General features: G+C 63.9%; 19 protein-coding genes. 8 read left to right on the forward strand and 11 right to left on the reverse strand.

Annotated features, from left to right (window positions below; all coding sequences use genetic code 11):
* Positions 1 to 41 precede the first annotated feature (41 nt).
* Together ACNA0R_RS04610 and ACNA0R_RS04615 are read right to left on the reverse strand one after the other, a co-directional pair.
* Positions 42 to 683, reverse strand: coding sequence for a hypothetical protein (locus ACNA0R_RS04610; RefSeq protein ID WP_415824756.1), 642 nt, complete (start codon positions 681 to 683; stop codon positions 42 to 44).
* A gap of 95 nt (positions 684 to 778) precedes the next feature.
* Entirely contained in the window at positions 779 to 1,417 is a 639-nt protein-coding gene (locus ACNA0R_RS04615) for a TetR/AcrR family transcriptional regulator (protein ID WP_415824757.1), read from the reverse strand.
* Positions 1,418 to 1,687: 270 nt separating this feature from the next.
* On the opposite strand from ACNA0R_RS04615, the gene ACNA0R_RS04620 reads away from it, so the two are divergent.
* On the forward strand, positions 1,688 to 1,921 hold the full coding sequence (locus ACNA0R_RS04620; RefSeq protein WP_415824758.1) for an RNA-binding S4 domain-containing protein: 234 nt from the start codon (positions 1,688 to 1,690) through the stop codon (positions 1,919 to 1,921).
* Entirely contained in the window at positions 1,918 to 2,493 is a 576-nt protein-coding gene (locus ACNA0R_RS04625) for a restriction endonuclease (RefSeq protein ID WP_415824759.1), read from the forward strand. The genes ACNA0R_RS04620 and ACNA0R_RS04625 overlap by 4 nt, the downstream gene beginning before the upstream one ends.
* Before the next feature lie 81 nt (positions 2,494 to 2,574).
* Here the strand turns inward: ACNA0R_RS04625 and ACNA0R_RS04630 are convergent, their stop codons facing one another.
* The 3 genes from ACNA0R_RS04630 to ACNA0R_RS04640 form a co-directional block, all read right to left on the reverse strand.
* Positions 2,575 to 3,291 carry an SDR family oxidoreductase gene (locus ACNA0R_RS04630; RefSeq protein WP_415824761.1) on the reverse strand — a complete coding sequence of 239 codons (717 nt, stop codon included), beginning with the start codon at positions 3,289 to 3,291 and terminating at the stop codon, positions 2,575 to 2,577.
* 41 nt (positions 3,292 to 3,332) lie between these two features.
* Positions 3,333 to 4,007 carry a peroxiredoxin-like family protein gene (locus ACNA0R_RS04635; RefSeq protein WP_415824762.1) on the reverse strand — a complete coding sequence of 225 codons (675 nt, stop codon included), beginning with the start codon at positions 4,005 to 4,007 and terminating at the stop codon, positions 3,333 to 3,335.
* A gap of 85 nt (positions 4,008 to 4,092) precedes the next feature.
* The gene (locus ACNA0R_RS04640; RefSeq protein ID WP_415824763.1) at positions 4,093 to 4,863 is read right to left on the reverse strand and encodes an enoyl-CoA hydratase/isomerase family protein; all 771 of its coding nucleotides are present in this window, start codon (positions 4,861 to 4,863) and stop codon (positions 4,093 to 4,095) included.
* A gap of 138 nt (positions 4,864 to 5,001) precedes the next feature.
* On the opposite strand from ACNA0R_RS04640, the gene ACNA0R_RS04645 reads away from it, so the two are divergent.
* Positions 5,002 to 5,922 (forward strand): LysR family transcriptional regulator, encoded by a 921-nt coding sequence (locus ACNA0R_RS04645; RefSeq protein ID WP_415824765.1) that lies wholly within the window; start codon positions 5,002 to 5,004, stop codon positions 5,920 to 5,922.
* 21 nt (positions 5,923 to 5,943) lie between these two features.
* Here the strand turns inward: ACNA0R_RS04645 and ACNA0R_RS04650 are convergent, their stop codons facing one another.
* A complete protein-coding gene (locus ACNA0R_RS04650) occupies positions 5,944 to 6,603 on the reverse strand; it encodes an O-methyltransferase (protein WP_415824766.1) in 660 nt (219 codons plus the stop codon).
* Positions 6,604 to 6,958: 355 nt separating this feature from the next.
* Here ACNA0R_RS04650 and ACNA0R_RS04655 point away from each other — a divergent pair, with 355 nt between their 5' ends.
* Complete coding sequence (locus ACNA0R_RS04655) at positions 6,959 to 7,615, forward strand: TetR family transcriptional regulator (RefSeq protein ID WP_415824768.1); 657 nt, start codon at positions 6,959 to 6,961, stop codon at positions 7,613 to 7,615.
* Positions 7,616 to 7,660: 45 nt separating this feature from the next.
* Here ACNA0R_RS04655 and ACNA0R_RS04660 read toward each other — a convergent pair whose 3' ends face one another.
* Both ACNA0R_RS04660 and ACNA0R_RS04665 read right to left on the reverse strand, forming a co-directional pair.
* The gene (locus ACNA0R_RS04660) at positions 7,661 to 8,068 is read right to left on the reverse strand and encodes a DUF2000 family protein (RefSeq protein ID WP_415824769.1); all 408 of its coding nucleotides are present in this window, start codon (positions 8,066 to 8,068) and stop codon (positions 7,661 to 7,663) included.
* A 53-nt stretch (positions 8,069 to 8,121) separates the two neighbouring features.
* Positions 8,122 to 8,979 carry an AraC family transcriptional regulator gene (locus ACNA0R_RS04665; RefSeq protein WP_415824770.1) on the reverse strand — a complete coding sequence of 286 codons (858 nt, stop codon included), beginning with the start codon at positions 8,977 to 8,979 and terminating at the stop codon, positions 8,122 to 8,124.
* Positions 8,980 to 9,166: 187 nt separating this feature from the next.
* On the opposite strand from ACNA0R_RS04665, the gene ACNA0R_RS04670 reads away from it, so the two are divergent.
* Positions 9,167 to 10,678 (forward strand): alpha/beta hydrolase family protein, encoded by a 1,512-nt coding sequence (locus tag ACNA0R_RS04670; protein ID WP_415824771.1) that lies wholly within the window; start codon positions 9,167 to 9,169, stop codon positions 10,676 to 10,678.
* A 20-nt stretch (positions 10,679 to 10,698) separates the two neighbouring features.
* Here the strand turns inward: ACNA0R_RS04670 and ACNA0R_RS04675 are convergent, their stop codons facing one another.
* A complete protein-coding gene (locus tag ACNA0R_RS04675) occupies positions 10,699 to 11,706 on the reverse strand; it encodes a Bug family tripartite tricarboxylate transporter substrate binding protein (RefSeq protein ID WP_415824772.1) in 1,008 nt (335 codons plus the stop codon).
* A 162-nt stretch (positions 11,707 to 11,868) separates the two neighbouring features.
* Here ACNA0R_RS04675 and ACNA0R_RS04680 point away from each other — a divergent pair, with 162 nt between their 5' ends.
* Positions 11,869 to 12,465: a TetR/AcrR family transcriptional regulator gene (locus ACNA0R_RS04680; protein ID WP_415824773.1), complete on the forward strand. Its 597-nt coding sequence runs from the start codon at positions 11,869 to 11,871 to the stop codon at positions 12,463 to 12,465.
* Between the two features lie 69 nt (positions 12,466 to 12,534).
* Positions 12,535 to 13,992: an MFS transporter gene (locus ACNA0R_RS04685; RefSeq protein WP_415824774.1), complete on the forward strand. Its 1,458-nt coding sequence runs from the start codon at positions 12,535 to 12,537 to the stop codon at positions 13,990 to 13,992.
* A gap of 199 nt (positions 13,993 to 14,191) precedes the next feature.
* Here ACNA0R_RS04685 and ACNA0R_RS04690 read toward each other — a convergent pair whose 3' ends face one another.
* Together ACNA0R_RS04690 and ACNA0R_RS04695 are read right to left on the reverse strand one after the other, a co-directional pair.
* The gene (locus tag ACNA0R_RS04690) at positions 14,192 to 14,767 is read right to left on the reverse strand and encodes a TetR/AcrR family transcriptional regulator (RefSeq protein ID WP_415824776.1); all 576 of its coding nucleotides are present in this window, start codon (positions 14,765 to 14,767) and stop codon (positions 14,192 to 14,194) included.
* A gap of 15 nt (positions 14,768 to 14,782) precedes the next feature.
* Entirely contained in the window at positions 14,783 to 15,433 is a 651-nt protein-coding gene (locus ACNA0R_RS04695) for a glutathione S-transferase (protein WP_415825022.1), read from the reverse strand.
* Between the two features lie 228 nt (positions 15,434 to 15,661).
* Here ACNA0R_RS04695 and bla point away from each other — a divergent pair, with 228 nt between their 5' ends.
* The gene (bla, locus tag ACNA0R_RS04700) at positions 15,662 to 16,543 is read left to right on the forward strand and encodes a class A beta-lactamase (RefSeq protein WP_415824778.1); all 882 of its coding nucleotides are present in this window, start codon (positions 15,662 to 15,664) and stop codon (positions 16,541 to 16,543) included.
* Positions 16,544 to 16,573 lie beyond the last annotated feature (30 nt).

Genomic DNA, 16,573 nt, shown 5'->3' on the forward strand with positions numbered 1-16,573 from the left:
CGCGGCCTGGACTGGGAAGCTCGCGTATCGCTATTCATGGCTTACATCGGCGGGACGACGCCATGGGTGCCGACGACCACGCGTTGCGCGCTGAGCGCGCCGTCGGGCGCCTTCATCGCGGATACGAAGACGGTCGCGTTCGGCTTAAGGTCGGCCTGCGTGGCCGGTGCGAAAGTGACGACTGGCGTGCCTTCCGGAATCGCGATCTTTTTCTCCTTGCCGTGATAGGAGACCGTGACGGTCCGTCCGTTCACACCCTTCACCGCATCCGCCACCGTGGCATTGGTCATGGTGCTATTGGGCTTCAAATCCCAACCGAAGCTGCCTTCCGCGGTGCCCTTCAGCGCCGGCGGAAAAATCAGGACTTCCAGCGCGCCATCGCCGCCTTCCTTGGTCGGCAGCGAAGCGATGCCGACGTAATCGCCCGGCTTGATATCCGTGATGGCCGCGCGGGCGACGCTGGACACCATCCATCCCTGCGCCAGCGCGATGTCCACCGTCTGGCCTTCCCGGGTCTTCACTTTCAGGGCTTGGCCGCTGAACTCGACGATATCGCCACGGACGCGCACGGGCTCGGGCTCGGGCTTGGCATTCTGGGCATAGGCGGTTGAACCAATGCCCGCGGCCAGCGGCAGGCCGACGACGGCGGCGGTAAGCAGGCCTCGCATGAGTTTCTGGAACATGATGACTCCTTATACCTACTAGTAGGTAGCTCGTTGGCGCGAAAAAACAGGCTTATGCGGCGCGCCCCGCAAAAGCCGATAGAGATGCGCGGTGTCTACCGCTTGTTCTTGCCAGACGCCGTCCGCCGCGCCGCGGGGGTCGCCGCTTCGGGCCCTGCGGCCATAAGCCTTTCAATGAGCGGATCGGTGACGATCCTGAACACCTTCGCGTCGCCGTAGGCCCGGGCCGACAGCATGGCGCCGTGGACGGCGGCCATGAAGCCTTCCGCCTCGGCTTGCGCGGTACCGCGCAGAGCCAGCCTGCCTTGGCGCGCGCCCTGTTCAAGGGTGGACGTCAGCCACGCGGACAACAAGCGGAAGTGCTCGCGCACTTCCGCGGCGACCTCGGGCGGCAGCACGGGCATCTGCGTGGCGAGCAAGGCGCACACGCAAAAAGCGCTGGTCGGATCGCCGATACACGCTGCCCAATAGCCCGTGTACGCCCGCAACTGATCCACCGGATCGGGATGATGCTGCTGCATCGCGGCGATGCCGGCCTCGGCCTCTTCGTGATAGCGCTGCAGGAGCGTCCTGACCAGGTCGACCTTGCTGGGGAAGTGATGATGAATGCTGGCCTTGCGTATGCCGACGACCTCGGAAATGTCGGCATAGCTGAAGCCGTTGTACCCGCCCGCGATGATGAGGGAGCGCGCGCAACGCAGAATCTCGTCGAAGGTGTTGCCTTGGGTGACCATGGCCGTAGACTACCAACTAGTAGGTTAGCTCGTCAAGCGAATCTTCCGCGGGGCGATCCGCATGGGACCGGCACCCGCTTCAGTACGACGTCGTTGGGCACTTCCAATCCGCGCGCGTTCAGGCCCCGCGCCCGTGGCGCCGTAACGCGCTCGCGATCCGCGTTTGCATTACAGTGAGGCCTGATCGCGACCTGACCGTGGCGGCTCCCCTGCGACTTCGCACGCCGCGGGAGGCCCCGGCAGGCGCTCCACTTGCCGACGCAGCCGCTCATGCCCACCATAGACTTCGAACTCGCCCCTGGCCTTCCCTTCATCGAGGTGAATCACCTGCTCAAAGTGACGGGCGTCTGCGATAGCGGTGGCGCCGGCAAGATCCTGGTGGCCGAAGGCCTGGTCAGCGTCGACGGAGTGCTGGAAACGCGCAAGACCGCCAAAATACGCGCCGGACAGACGGTTACCTGCGGCGACGTCCGCATCGTCGTAAGCCAGGCGCCGGAAGCATGAGGCTCAAGCCGGCCAGGAATTCGATTTTCGGCGTACTGCTGCGTTCGCCGTGGTGGATAAGCGCGGGCATCGCCGCCTTGCTGGTCGTGGGCGCCGTGGCGGCCCTGCCCCGCGAATATTGGGCGATCGGCGTGTTCGCCTCGATTCCATTCGTGGTGATCGCCGTCCTGGCCGGGTGGCGGCAATTGCGCACGCCGTCCGCCACGCGGGTAGAAGCGATCGCCGCCGCTGCCGCGGCCATGTCATGGCCCGCCTTTGCCGCCGCCGTACGCGCCGGCCTGGAGCGCGACGGCTGCCAGGTCGAAAACCATGCCGGCGCCGGCGCCGACCTGGTCCTTACCAAAGCCGGTAACATCGCCGTGGTCAGCGCCCAGCGCTGGAAAGCCGCTCGCACCGGTATCGAGCCGCTGCGCGCACTGCAGGCAGCCCGCGAACGCCGCGACGCGCGCGAAGCGATCTACATCGCCTTGGGTGACATCTCGCCCTCCGCGCGGGAGTACGCCGAGACGCGAGGTATTTCCTTCATGACCGCACCGGAGCTGGCGAAGCTGCTGCGGGATTCGAAAATCTGATTCGCCGGCGTCCGCCGGCCGGCATGGTATCCGCGGGCGTAGCGGCCACAGCGGCGGGATCCGTTCTCCGCCGCACCAGGCCTAGAAACTCGTCCTTCCCAGCGAAGCGCCTCCATCCACATGCAAGGTCTGTCCGGTCATGAATGCCGCGTCCTCGGACAGTAGGAAGGCGATGGTGGCGGCAATCTCGTCCGGCTTGCCGAACCGCCCCATGGGGACGCCAGCCAGATAGCGCCGCTCGCCTTCACTCCCCAACGGATTGTTGGCCCGGAACAGTTCTGTTTCCGTCGGACCGGGAGCCACGGCGTTGACCGTGATACCGGTATCGGCCAATTCCAGCGCCCAGCCGCGGGTGAAGCTGACGAGCGCTGCCTTGGCCGCGGCGTAGGCCGTTCGCTGAGGCATGCCCAGAATGGTCAGGCTCGAAATATTGACGATGCGCCCCCAGCGGCGCTGCCTCATGCCGGGCAAGGCGGCCTGCGCCGACAACACCGCGGGGTGCAGGTTCACGCGCAATACATCGTCCAGCGTGGGCAGGTCGACATCGCCCAGCAGGGCCGGGCGAACCAGGCCGACGTTATTCACCACGCCATCCAGCGTAAAACGTTGTGCGATACCATCCAGCACGCTTCGGGTCGCGCCATCGTCGCTCAGATCCGCGGCGATGAATGTGCCCGGAAAATCCCGCGGCGCGCCGCGGGCCAGACCGATGACGTGATGTCCGCCGGCCGCAAGGCGATTCGACAGCGCCAGGCCGATGCCTTTGGTGGCGCCCGTGATAAGGAAAGTACGAGACATGGGTTCTCCTTCGCCGTCCACGACGATAATGTCCGCGCGGTTCAGGCCGTATGGCCCGCGGCTTTGCGTATGGCCGGCAGCATTTCCGACGGATCGGGCCGGCGCGTGTAGTCGGGGTTGACCTCGGCGTAAACGATCGTGCCGTCCGGCGCGATCACATAACGCGCCGGCATAGGCAAGGTCCAGCTCGGATCGCCGTTGAAAGCGGGCAGATCGTTCTTCAAGGATTTATAGAGATCCACCAGATAATCCTGCAGCTCGAAGCGCAGGCCGAACGCGGCCGCGACGTCGTTGTGGGCATCGGACAGGATCGGGAAGGCGAGCGCATTTTGACGTACCGACTTACGGCTGTTCGCCGCCACTTGCGGAGATATCGCCACCAGGCTGGCGCCGGCCTCGCGGATATCGGATAAGGCGGCTTGCAGCGCCTGGAGCTCCATATTGCAGTACGGACACCATACCCCGCGATAGAAAGTGACGACCAGCGGGCCTTTGGCCAGCAGATCGGCTGAAGACACCGGCCGGCCCTCCGGATCATTCAGCGTGAAGTCGGGCGCGCGATCGCCGGCCTTGAGCGCCCGCCGGGCCGCGCCGGAGGCCATCAGTTCCGCCGTGGCGCGATGCATGATTTCGATGACCGAATGCGGCACCTGATAAGGAGGCTTGCCAGCCTCGAAATCCGCCTTGAAGGCGTCGAGCTTGTCCTGCAGCGACATGGGATATCCTTTGAAAAGTAATGGTGGAAAAGCCTTGGGATGAAATGGCGGGCAATGCCGCGCGACATCGAGCGGCAGCCGCCGATCAGGTCGACGGGTTCATGGACCGCGCGACTTCGGCGGCGCTGATGCCTTCCAGCGCCAGGCCATAGCCCGCGCCTTCATCGATGATCCGGCGCAGCTTCTGAGTCAGCGCGATACGGGTATAGCGGCTCGTCAATGGCGGCAACTTGGCCAATCCCTCCGCGATCTCATGCGCGCGGGACAGCAGACGCCCGGCCGGCACGACTTCGTTGACCGCGCCCCATTCCTGGGCGGTGCGTGCATCCAGGCGCTGGCGCGTCAGAACGAAATACCGGCCGCGCACGCTGCCGATTACCTCCGGCCATAGCAGATTGACCCCATCGCCCGGCACGATGCCGAAGTCGAAGTGCGGCTTGTCCTGGAACACGGTCTCCGGGGTGGCGAGGACAATATCGGCGAGCAATGCGTATTCCGAATGCAGCAGGACCGGGCCGTTCAGCGCCGCGATCATCGGCACTTCGATGTCGAGAATGTTCATCAGTACCTTCTTCCCCTCGCGATAGATCTTGTCGTAGCCGAGCGGCGTGAAGAAATCGAACCCTTCCGGACTGATCTCATCCATGAAGGCATCGCCGGTACCGGTCAGGATCACCACGCGGTTTTCCGGGTCGCTGCCAACGTCATGGAACAAGTCGACAAACTGTTCATGCGTGTGGCCGTTGAATACGAGCTTGCCGCCCTGGGTATGCAAAGCGATCTCGAGCACGCCGCCGGGCGAGCGCGCCAGCCGCGCGTTGGGATAGGCATCGCGATAACGGTCGAAATGGGACATGGTTCTTTTCCTTCACAAGGTTCATCCGCCGCCATCGGCTCCAATCGCGCAGCGACGGCGTACCGAGATTCTGGCTATCTCATGGAAGGAATGGCAGATATGATTGCGCCATAACTTTTATTCCTGAAAGGAATAACCATGGACCGCCTATCGGCGATGACCCATTTCATCCGCGTCGTCGAGACCGGATCGTTTTCCGGCGCCGCACGCGTGCTGCGTGTCGGCCAGCCGGCGGTCTCCAAGACCGTGGCGCAGCTGGAGCTGCGGCTGGGCGTAAAGCTCCTGCTCCGTTCCACGCATGGCCTGACCCCTACCGAAGCAGGGCTGCGGTTCTACGAACGTGCGCGGCTGGCGCTGCAGGAAGCCGACGAGGCGGACTTGGCCGCGCGAGGCGCCGGTGCGGGCCTGTCCGGCCGCCTGCGGATCTCGGCGGCTCCGACTTTCGCCCGGCTGCACGTCCTGCCCCACCTGCCCCGCTTTCTCGATGCCCATCCCGGACTGGATATCGACGTGGTGCTCGACGATAGGACCATCGACCTCATCGCCGAGGGCATCGACGTTTCGCTGCGCATGGGCACGCTGGCCGACTCCGGCGTCGTCGCCCGCAAGCTTGCGTCGTCGCGCCGCTCGGTGCTGGCGACAGCCGAATATGTGGCACGCGCCGGCATGCCGCGGGTCCCCGGAGACCTGGCCGATCACGAAACTCTCGTGTTCAGCCAACTGAGCAACATCTGGAATTTCACCCGGGAAGGCGCGGAAGTGTCGGTACTGGTACGCGGCCGGGCGCGGTTCAACGCCGCGGAAGGTATCCGCACCGCGGTACTTGCCCACATGGGTCTCACCATTGCATCGGATTGGATGTTCGCGCCGGAGCTCGCCGACGGCCGCGTCCTGCGGCTCCTGGAAGCATGGACGTTACCGGACATCGACCTGTGGGCAGTCTTTCCAACGGGCCGCCTGGCGACCGCCAAGGCACGTGCGTTCGCCGATTTCGTCGTGACGGTAATGCAAGCGCCGGCATGCGGTGCGGCGCTGCGCGATCGAGCACTGTCAGCGTAATTGGAAGCAGGGTCATACCCGTCAACCCAGGCGCAGCGACAATTCCACGTCGTCGCCGAACGGCACGGACAGATAGCCGCTACCGGCCGCGCGCACGCGCGCCAGATAATCCGGGCTGTAGTCCGCGTTATCGGCGACGATCAGTGCCCCCGGCCGCAGCCGCGGCTCTACCAGATCGAGGATGTCGCCATAAAGCGACTTGGCGCCATCGAGCAGCAGCAGGTCGACGCCCTCGGGAAGATCGCGCGCCAGGGTTTTCAGCGCGTCACCTTCGCGAATTTCCACCAAGTCGGCCAGACGCGCCTCTTGTAGATGCTGTCGTGCCCGAGCCACCTTGGACAGCTCGAACTCGCTGCTGATCACCTGGCCGCCGCCGTTATCTCGCACGGCCGCGGCCAGGTGAATGGTAGAAATACCGAACGACGTACCGAACTCGACGATATTGCGCGCCCGGGTGCCGCGCGCCAGCATATACAGCAGCCTGCCCGTATCGCGCGATACGGGCAGCCAGAGGTCCTTCAACTGTCCATAAAAGGCCAGATACCCCGTCTTGCTACGCATCATGCGGTCACGCTCTTCGTGGGAGATGCCGGCCAAGGCGGGGCTGGTCGCCGCATCGGCTTGCTGGAAAAGGCGGTCCAGCAACGCGGCCAGATGGGTATCGGTCAAAGTCGAGCTCATGAGTGTTTCCAATGTAGAGGTACGCCGCCATCGTGCGACGCCGGAACAAACGCGATTCATCAATCGTGTTTTCGTCAGAATACGATTAATTCATCGCATTCACTATTCGCATTGGAGTTCGCATTTTCTGGACTCGGCCTTGCGCGGACCGATCGCCGGAGAATCCCCTATGAAAGGACGCCGGGCGAAGCGCATACTGCGGCGTCGCAGCCAACAAACGGCGCGCGATCATTCAGGTTCTCCATCACGAACCGCGCTATCCGCCGCGGCCGCGACAGCGGGTGCGGAAATTGACGGACCAGGGCAAGATGCGAATAATTGATCGCATACGCATATAGCCCTCCCACACGTCACCATGACCGTCCGCCGCCCGCAGATCGCTTCCCGCAAGCAACCCCAGCAGACCCGCTCCACCGAACTCGTCGCGGCCATCCTGCAAGCCGCCACCCAGGTCCTGGCAAAGGAAGGCGCGCCCCGGTTCACGACCGCGCGCGTGGCGGAGAAGGCCGGCGTCAGCGTGGGTTCCCTATACCAATACTTCCCCAACAAGGCCGCGATCCTCTTCCGCCTGCAGATGGACGAATGGCGGCAGACGACCGAGCTGCTGCGCGGCATCCTGGAAGATGCCGCGAAACCGCCCCTGGATCGGTTACGTGCCCTGGTCCACGCCTTCATCCGATCGGAGTGCGACGAAGCGGACATGCGGGTCGCGCTCAATGATGCCGCCCCGCTCTATCGCGACGCGCCCGAGGCCAAGGCAGCCAAGGCCTCGGGAGACACGATCTTCCAGGCTTTCATGCGTGAGGCGCTGCCCGGGGCAACGAAGAAAACGCGCGCCTTGGCCGGCGACCTGATCACCACGACGCTGAGCACCGTGGGGAAGGAGTTTTCCGAAAGTCCGCGCACCCCGGCGGAGATCAGGACTTACGCGGACGCGGTCGCCGACATGTTCTGCGCGTACCTGAGGGAGCTTGCAGCGAGCGCCATCAACAACGGCCGCGACAAAAAATAGCTCGCGCCATTGGCAATGGCCTCGGCGATGGCCTTAGCAACGGCCTCAGCGATGCAAGGACAGGCCCTTGGTGGCTTTGTCCACGGCTTTCCTTGGCCCGCGCAGCGCCAGGCCGACCAGGTTCATATTGTCCGGATTCTCCGCCAGGAACACCTGGCGGTTGGCCTCATCATGCCCGGTCGCGAACATCGCAAACACGTACGGCAGCATCGTGACCTGGCGCTCGAGCCCCACGCGCCGCGCCGCCTGCAGCCCCGCCAGGCCCGACTCGAAAACCAGCATGGGCTGGCCCAGCATATTCCCGTAGCGATGGCCGCTCGCATCGACATAGGGCTCGCCCATGGCCTCCGGCGCCGCCGACGCGATGCCGGTCGCCAGAAACGCCACCACGTTCAGCCGTTGCCAGACCGCCAGGTCGTCGCGGACGATAAGCGCGACTTTGGTATCGAACACTTTACTCTCCGATCACGCAGGATAAAGCAGGCATGATCGGCGGCGGACGGGGCTCAGTCTAGAACGTTTGAGCACTGCCTCTGGTATGCCGCGGGCGTCAGGCGATAGGCACGCCGGAACCAGCGGCCCAGATGGCTTTGATCCGCGAAGCCCACTTCGATCGCCGCTAGCGCGGGTGGCCTCCCTTGCGCCAACAGCGCCCGCGCCTTGCGCAGCCGCAGCCTTACCAGGTAGGCGTGGGGGGACATGCCGAAGGCGCTGCGGAACTGCCGGGTCAGGCGGAATCGATCCGTTCCGGCGTGGCGCGCCAGGTCGTCCAGGCCGATGTCATCGCACATCCTGTCGTGCAGGTAGTCCCTGGCCCGCTCCATCCTTGCCGTCGAATCGCGCCGGGCCGCCGGCGGCTCCCGCCTCGATAAGTGCGCGCACAACAGGCCTATCATGCGGTCCAGGCTCTGATCACGCGCCAGCCGACCCTCCGCCTGATGCAACGCGGCAAAAGCCTGCTGTATCGCCGCGCTCAGTGGCACGTCCTCCGCCAGCGTGCTGCGAAACGCCGGTTGAATCGCGGAAATATCCGCATGGCCCAAGCTTTGCATCGCACTTTTCAACCAATGCTGCGGAAGGTACAGCATCGCGTAGGTAAAGCCGCCCTGCTCCGGTGCGTGACCGTCATGCACCGCGCCAGGCTCGATGAGGATTGCACGCCCCGGCGTACTGGTATGCATAGACCGATGGCAGCGAAATCGCTGGACACCCTGTTGCGTGACACCCACCAGCACTTCGTCATGATCATGCGGATCGTAGGCATGGCCTTGAAAATGCGCATGCACGCTCTCGATACCGGTTTCCGCATCGCGGCGTATCCTGACCCAATCGGCGGTCGCCGCGTCCTGACTTGTCGAGTTCATATCGCTCACATGTCTCGCCGCAAGCACATCAATATGCTGCTATTTTTGCACGGCTCCGCGGCGGTACGGCGGAACGGGACGAGCATTCCGGCCGGCACGCCATCGCGGCCCGCCTATGCCCATCGCCGGTCGGCCCGATGGTTCTTGATATTGATCAAACCATCGTCGCAAAGGACGAGGCGGGCCAATGCGGGTCTCTATACTTCCGACACCAGCACGCCAACGAACGACAGGCCTGTCCGGCCGTGGCCACTGCCGGTGGGCCAAGGCGCTCGGCCATGATGAACAGAAGGAGTCGAGTATCGTGTCACCTCCGCATGTGAACCTTCGCCCGTCCCCCACGACGCAACCGCGAACATCAACCGGCGACGTCGATCCGCGGCGACGGGCGCTCGTTCTCGGCACAAGCGCGACCGCCGCCGTGCTATGCGCGCGCGCCGCGCCGGCGCTGGCCGCCGACGAGCGTGGGCGGACGCAGGCCGGGATCGATCGCTCGTGCCGCGTGACCGCCGCACGCCTGGATGCACAGGTCGCCAAGGCTTTCCCCTCGTTCAACCAGTCCGCCGTCCTGCCCGCTTTCGACGCGAAGCAAGACGGCGCGCGCTTCGATGTCGACCTGCACCGCATCGTCACCCACACGGTAGTGCCGGAGACCGGCGAACGGCTCAAGACCAGCGGCCTGCTGGCCGTGCCGGTTGGCGTCAAGGGCGAACTGCCGCTGGTGTCCTGGCAGCATGGCACGATCCTCTCCTTTGACCAGGTTCCTTCGAACCTGCTGCGACTCGCCGACCCGGCCTACGACCTGACGGACGCGGCCGATTCGCTGGAAACGCTCTTCAACATTCAGCGCTTCGCCGGCCAAGGCTATGCCGTCATCGCCGCGGACTACGTCGGCAAGGGCCCTTTCCGCGATGGCCGCGGCGAAGGCTACGCGGTCAAGGGCGTCAGCGTACGCACTTGCCTGGACATTCTGGCTGCCGGACAGAATGCCATGCGCGCATTGGGGCTACGGCCAGGCAAGCTTTTCCTGCACGGCTGGTCGCAAGGCGCGCTCAACACACAATGGCTGCATCAGGCATTGCGGACAGCATCGCGGCCGATCGCGGCCACCGCGGTCGCCAGCCCGTTCAACGACCTCAACGAAGCCTGGAACTTCTGGGCCGGCTACCAGACATTCCCGCCGCCCCAGGGCATGAGCGCCTACCCGGCAATGCCCAACTGGATATCGCTCTGTATGATCGTCGCCCTCGGCAGCTATGAACTTCAGTACCGTTTGCCAGGATTGATGCAAAGCGCCGTCCGGCCGGAATTCCACGAAATGGCGCTCGCGTATTGGCAAACCTACAACAACGCCTTCGATTCGAGTAAGCCGTTCCCGACCGGATCGGACCTGCTGGTTCCGGGATTCTTTGAACACGCGACGGATGATCGCAACAGCGCCTTTCTTCGGCACCTTGCCGCCAACCGCGCGTCTTATTGGAATTACGATGCGCCGATCCGCTTCCATTATGGGCTGGCCGACGAAGCCATCCATCCCGCCATGGTGTCCCGGGCCGTGTCTGCGGGGGGCAGCTTTGCGAGAGGAGTCCCGGTCGCGGGCGCCAGCCATCGCGCCACATTCCTCGCGGGCCTCTACGGCGGCCCATCGACGCTGGCCGGCTCCGACAACGTAGTCAATTGGTTCGGCGCTTTCCGATAGGCGGCCGGAAATTCGCCGATTTATGCCGGCTTGATGTTGCGGTCGCGGATGACGCGCCCCCACATCGCCGACTCGCGGGCGATTTCGTCGGCCAGCTCCTGCCGCGTCCCCGGCGCCGGCGGCAAGCCATGCTTGTCCAGCGCGGCCACCACATCCGGGGACTTCAACACCTTCACCAGGGCCGCGTTCCAGGCGTCCAGCACCGGCACGGGCACCTTGGAAGACGCGACGAAGGCGTACCAGTTGGTCGCGTTATAGCCCGGATAGGTCTCGGCAATGGTCGGCAAATCGGGCAAGGCGGCCATGCGCTTCAGGCCCGTGGTGGCCAGCGGCACCAGCCTGCCGGCATTGATGCCCGGCTGGGCCGTCGCCAGGGTGGAGAAATACGCCGCCACCCGTCCGCCCATCAGATCCTGGAAGGCCGGCGCGCCGCCCTTGTAGGGGATATGCACGATATCCACCTTCGCCATATCGATGAGCAGCTCCCCCGCCATGTGCGAAGCCGATCCATGCCCGGTCGATGCGAAATCGATCTTGCCCGGATTGGCCTTGGCATACGCCATGAACTCGGCAAAGGTCTTGATCGGCAAGCCGCCGTTGACCACCAGCACGTTGGGGAAATTCACCCCCATGGTGATGGGCGCCAGATCCTTGATCGGGTCGTACTGCAAGGGCATGAAATGCGGCGCAATGGCCAGCGGGCCGACCGAACCGAACAGAATGGTGCTGCCATCGACGGGGCCTTGATGCGCGGCATATTGGTGGGCGATATTGCCGCCGGCGCCAGGCTTGTTCTCGACGACCACAGGGAAGCCCAGGTCTTCCGAAAGCTTTTTGGCAATGATGCGCGCCGCCGCATCCGACGCCCCGCCGGCGGCGAAGCCAACCACGATCGTGGCGGTCTTGAAAGGCGGGAAAGCCGGGACCGGCGTCCGGGCCTGAGCCGCGGCCTGCGCGCGGGCCGGCGCGGGCGACATCGCCAGCGCGAGCATCCCCAGGCCAGTAGATAGAAACTGGCGTTTTTTCATTGTTCATCTCCTCCGCGAGAGCCGCAAGTAAACCACATTTGTGATCCGGAGCTCGCCGTATCCGACATACCCCGGCTGCGCGGCTTGCCATGCTCGTGGTTTGACGCTAATATCGGAACCGTTCAGTTCCTAAATATGCCGATCCACGTCGGCCAGACAACCATGGCCTTGCAGACTTCCCTCGGGCGTCCCCGGCAATTCGAGCTCGACACCGCCGCGCGCGACGCGATGAACGTGTTCTGGGATCGCGGATACGAAGGCGCTTCCCTGCCCGACCTGATCCAGGGCACCGGCCTATCTCGCGGCAGCCTTTACAAAGCCTTTGGCGACAAGAAGGGCCTGCTGCTCGCCGCCCTGGAGTTGTATATGGCCGACGGTATCAAACGAACCGCGGACCTTCTATCGCAACCCGGGTCCGTCAAGGAAGCCATACGCGCGTCGCTGCTGCGTTATGTGCAGTTGTCCTGCGCCGCCGCCGGGCGCCGCGGATGCCTGGTCGTCGCCATGGCCGTCGAACAGGCTTCGCACGATGCGGAGATCGCCGAACGCACCGGTCGCATGTTCCGCCGGATACAGCAGCTCTATGCCGGCGCCATCGTGCGCGGCCAGGCAAACGGGGAAATCCGCGAAGGCGATGAGCAGGCCATGGCGCGTTTCCTGGTTTGCCAGATACAGGGAATGCGCGTGCTCGGAAAGACCGGGGCCACGGAAGCCGAAATGGTCGAATTAATCGAGAACGCGATGCGCGTCCTGGACTGAGCTGAATTTTTTTTGCCTATTTTGGAACCGATTGGCTCCGAACTTGATTCTCTAGCTAACGAGGTGCTTATGGCACAACAAAACGCAGCCGCAACTCACGACCGCCGCTGGGCGATGTTCGCGGTCCTGCTCGTCGGTTCGTTCCTGCCGCCGCTGGACTTCTTCATCGTCAATGTCGCGCTGCCCTCCATACAGGGGGATCTGGGCACGTCGTCTTCGGCCGAGCAGTTGGTCATTTCTTCCTACGCCGGCCTTTATGCCGTCACGCTGATCACCGGCGGACGGCTGGGCGATCTATACGGCCGCGGCCGCATGTTCTTCCTGGGATTGACCGGCTTCGCGGTGGCGTCGCTGCTGTGCGGATTCGCCTGGTCGCCGTGGTCGCTGGTCGCCGGTCGCGCCTTGCAGGGAGTGACCGCGGCGATCATGGCGCCGCAGGCGCTCGCATCGGTCCAAGCAATCTTCCCGGAATCGGAGAAGCCGCTCGCGCTAAGCCTTTACGGCGCCGTCTTCGGCCTGGCGTCCGTCATCGGCCAGGCATTGGGCGGCATACTGATTTCGCTGAATGTATTCGGGCTGGGGTGGCGTGCGATCTTCCTCGTCAACCTGCCGGTCGCGGCCCTGGTCATCCTGTTCGGTATCCGCCTCTTGAAAGAAACGCGCGCGCCGCACGCGAGCAAGCTCGACCCTGTTGGCATAGGGCTATCCATGATCACCCTGGCTGCGCTGATCGTGCCGCTGGTAGAGGGCCGCGAGGCGGGCTGGCCGTTGTGGGCCTGGGTATCGTTGCTTGCCGCCCCGATATTGGCATGGATGTTCTGGCGCTATGAGGGCCAGCTGGCTCGCAAAGGCGGATCCCCATTGCTGGACCCCACGGCGCTGCGCGCGCCGGGCCTGGGCCGCGCCCTGGTGATCGCACTGCTGTTCTACTCGATCGCCGCCTTCTTCCTGCTGCTATCGGTGTACCTGCAGAACGCGCTGCATGTGAACGCCTTGGACGCGGGCCTGGTGTTCCTGCCTTTCGGCGCGGGGTTCCTGCTGGGTCCGCTGGCGACGCCTTCCTTCAGGCGCGTCCTGGGCGATTGGGTCAATCCTATCGGCCTGGGGCTGGAGGCGGTCGGCTTTGTCGCGCTGGCCGGTTTGATCGTCGCCACACCCACCGGCGCGGCGCCTGCGCCGGTGCTGCTGGGCCTCATTCTCTTCGCCATCGGCTTCGGGCAAGGCCTCGGCATGCCGACACTGATGCGCCTGGTGACGAGCCGCGTGGCGCCCGCCTACTCCGGCATGATCGCCGGTATCGCGAGCTCGACCCTGCAGGTGAGTACAGCGCTCAGCGTGGCCGTGATCGGCGGGATTTTCTACACCGTCCTCGGTACGCGCCACGATCCGGCCAGCATCACGCATGCCTTCCTGGTCGCCATTCTTTGCATCGCGATCTGCCTCGGGGCCGGCGCTATATTGGGCACCACGTTCGCCAGGCGGCGAGACGCCCCGGCACCTTCAACAAGCCGCGTATCAGGCGTGTGAAGGCGAAGCCGTCGAGATTAAGCGCTTCGCGCCATAGTATCGACCGCCAGATCCGCGCTAGCGTCGGGACGCGCGCTCCGCCATCTCGCCCGCCGCCTGGGTCAGGCTCCCGCTACGGGCGACGCCAGGGAAGTATCTCAGATCGTTCCAGTCCATATGGCTATATTCATTCGGGAATGGGATCTTCATTGTCTTTCCTTCAAGCCGGCAGCAGTCCCGCCTCTCGATAACTTTGAATCAACGCATCGAAGATCTTGACGTCCGAACGGCCACGGGCCATCAATTGGGCCCCTGCGATTGCCGCGAATATGGCTCGCGCCCTCTTCTTGGCATCCCTCGAACCGACGATACCCGCGGCCAACAGCATCTTCCCTAGCCACGCGACATTGACGTCGGAAAACGCCTGGACTTCTTTTTTCACCACATCCGGCAAATCGTTGTACTCGGCCGTCATAAAGCTGCATAGACAAATACGGTTTTCGTTTTCCAGGGACTTGCGAAAGGTATCCGGGTATCTGCGCAGGCACTCGGCGGGATCTGGGTAGTTGTTTGATAAGGCTTCCAGCGTCGAGGCCGAGTCTTCCCAATAACGCCTCGCGACGGCGGCGGCAAGGTCTGCCTTGCTTGGGAAATGGTGATAGAGACTCGCGGCCTTGACTCCAACCTCTTCAGCAAGACCGCGAAGGTTCAACCCGCCATAGCCGTGCGCCTGCGCGATCCTTGTCGCGACCGCCAGAATACGCTCACTGGAACTGTTGTTTCCCTGGCTTTCCACGCATCCTCCTCGCGTTCAGTCGACGATATCCGAGAACGCAGGTTGCGCATACACGCTGGGCCGTTTCTTCATTCTTTCATACCACGCCCATAACGCCGTGCACTCGGCAGGCACGGTCAGGTCCACAATCCCAGCGAACACCAGGCCGCCGACCACCGTGATATCGGCCATGGAAAATTCATCGCCCGCCACATAGGGCTGGCGTCGCAGCACGGAGTCAAAGTAGTGCATGCCACGCACCGCCTTATCACGCTGCCTGAAACCCCATTCAGGATTCTGGTACAGCTCGACCCCTGGCCCAAGCCCTGGCGTAGCGTGATGGAAGTAGACGCTGATCGCATCGAGGAGCTCGAGTTCGGCGCGTTTGCTCATCATATGGATGATGCCCTTCTCCAGCGCGTTCCGGCCGGTGAGGACGGGATTGCCGTCGAGCCCGTCAAGGTATTCCGTGATCGCCGTGCATTCGGCGATGCAGGTGCCATCCGCGAGCTCGAGCACCGGCAAGGTCCCCGAGTAGTTTTTGTTCGCGATGAAGTCTGGCTTCTTGTGTTCCCCCTTGTACAGATCCACCATCACGAACCGCACATGGGTTTGCAGATTCTTTTCCGCCAGGGCTATGCGCACACGTGTCGGATAAGGCCCTTTGGGAAAATCATAAATCGTCATTGTCGGCGGCTGATTCACGTCGACATTTCCGGCAACAGCAATCACCAGCTTCTCCTTTCCATGGCCACCTCAGGCGAACCGGCGCGGCGCCGTAGCCCCGCGGCAAAACCTAACTAACGATCGTTAGGTTGCAGAATATGCGTCACGGATTGCATTGTCAATAAGCGAAGAAGGAAGACAGCGGGCTCGGTAAAATTCTGGCCCTCCTTCTTACTAATAGGACTTACTGTGACCCATTCGCTCGGGCGTCGAAAGCTCTTGATTGGATTGCCCTTGTTGGCTGGCATGGGCGTGGTGTCCGGGCTTCATGCAGCCGAAACATCGCTCGCCGATATCGAGCGCCGGAATGGCGGCAGGCTAGGCTTGTTTGCCATCGATACCGGCTCGGGCCGCACGCTCGCGCATCGGGCCGACGAACGATTCCTGATGTGCAGCACCTTCAAGGGCATACTTGCCGCGCAGATACTGGCCCGCGTCGACGCGGGCGCCGAACGGCTCGACCGCCTTGTGCACTACACGGAAAGGGACTTGATCTTCACGTCTCCGGTTACCAAGGCCAATGTCGCGCAGGGAGCCATGTCGATCGACGCGCTGTGCCGGGCAGTCCTGGTGGAAAGCGACAACACGGCCGCGATCCTGCTGATGCGCAGTGCCGGCGGCCCCGCCGGGCTTACCCGGTTCGTCCGGGACCTCGGCGACACGGCTACACGCTCGGATCGCTACGAACCCGAATCGAACCGCCCTGGCGGCGTTCTCGACACCACGACGCCCAAGGCGATCGCCACCCTGGCGCGGCGTCTGCTGCTCAGCGACGTTCTGAGCGAGCGTTCGCGCGCGAAACTGGAGCGCGGCATGGCCGACTGCAAGCCAGGCCTGAACCGGATTCGAGCCGCGCTGCCCGCCGATTGGCAAGCCGCCGACCGGCCTGGAACCAACATCGACAACGAAACCAACGATTACGCGCTGGTACGCCCGCCCGGACGCGCGCCTTTGCTGGTCGCTGTCTACTACGATGCCCCCGGCGTCGACATGAAGGCGCGCGAAGCGGTCCTCCGGGAAGCGGCGGCGATTTTCGTGCAGTGGGCCACGGCCCAGGGTCACCAGGGTTAGGGCGGCGTCGCCGCGACGGCAAGCTATTAC

The organism is Bordetella sputigena (assembly GCF_965137885.1).
Classification (GTDB): domain Bacteria; phylum Pseudomonadota; class Gammaproteobacteria; order Burkholderiales; family Burkholderiaceae_B; genus Bordetella_C; species Bordetella_C sputigena.

Coding starts and splice junctions, on each gene's coding strand:
- ACNA0R_RS04610 (WP_415824756.1), bottom strand. CDS start 683: ATGTTCCAGAAACTCATGCGAGGCCTGCTTACCGCCGCCGTCGTCGGC.
- ACNA0R_RS04615 (WP_415824757.1), bottom strand. CDS start 1,417: ATGGTCACCCAAGGCAACACCTTCGACGAGATTCTGCGTTGCGCGCGC.
- ACNA0R_RS04620 (WP_415824758.1), top strand. CDS start 1,688: ATGCCCACCATAGACTTCGAACTCGCCCCTGGCCTTCCCTTCATCGAG.
- ACNA0R_RS04625 (WP_415824759.1), top strand. CDS start 1,918: ATGAGGCTCAAGCCGGCCAGGAATTCGATTTTCGGCGTACTGCTGCGT.
- ACNA0R_RS04630 (WP_415824761.1), bottom strand. CDS start 3,291: ATGTCTCGTACTTTCCTTATCACGGGCGCCACCAAAGGCATCGGCCTG.
- ACNA0R_RS04635 (WP_415824762.1), bottom strand. CDS start 4,007: ATGTCGCTGCAGGACAAGCTCGACGCCTTCAAGGCGGATTTCGAGGCT.
- ACNA0R_RS04640 (WP_415824763.1), bottom strand. CDS start 4,863: ATGTCCCATTTCGACCGTTATCGCGATGCCTATCCCAACGCGCGGCTG.
- ACNA0R_RS04645 (WP_415824765.1), top strand. CDS start 5,002: ATGGACCGCCTATCGGCGATGACCCATTTCATCCGCGTCGTCGAGACC.
- ACNA0R_RS04650 (WP_415824766.1), bottom strand. CDS start 6,603: ATGAGCTCGACTTTGACCGATACCCATCTGGCCGCGTTGCTGGACCGC.
- ACNA0R_RS04655 (WP_415824768.1), top strand. CDS start 6,959: ATGACCGTCCGCCGCCCGCAGATCGCTTCCCGCAAGCAACCCCAGCAG.
- ACNA0R_RS04665 (WP_415824770.1), bottom strand. CDS start 8,979: ATGAACTCGACAAGTCAGGACGCGGCGACCGCCGATTGGGTCAGGATA.
- ACNA0R_RS04670 (WP_415824771.1), top strand. CDS start 9,167: ATGCGGGTCTCTATACTTCCGACACCAGCACGCCAACGAACGACAGGC.
- ACNA0R_RS04675 (WP_415824772.1), bottom strand. CDS start 11,706: ATGAAAAAACGCCAGTTTCTATCTACTGGCCTGGGGATGCTCGCGCTG.
- ACNA0R_RS04680 (WP_415824773.1), top strand. CDS start 11,869: ATGGCCTTGCAGACTTCCCTCGGGCGTCCCCGGCAATTCGAGCTCGAC.
- ACNA0R_RS04685 (WP_415824774.1), top strand. CDS start 12,535: ATGGCACAACAAAACGCAGCCGCAACTCACGACCGCCGCTGGGCGATG.
- ACNA0R_RS04695 (WP_415825022.1), bottom strand. CDS start 15,433: ATGACGATTTATGATTTTCCCAAAGGGCCTTATCCGACACGTGTGCGC.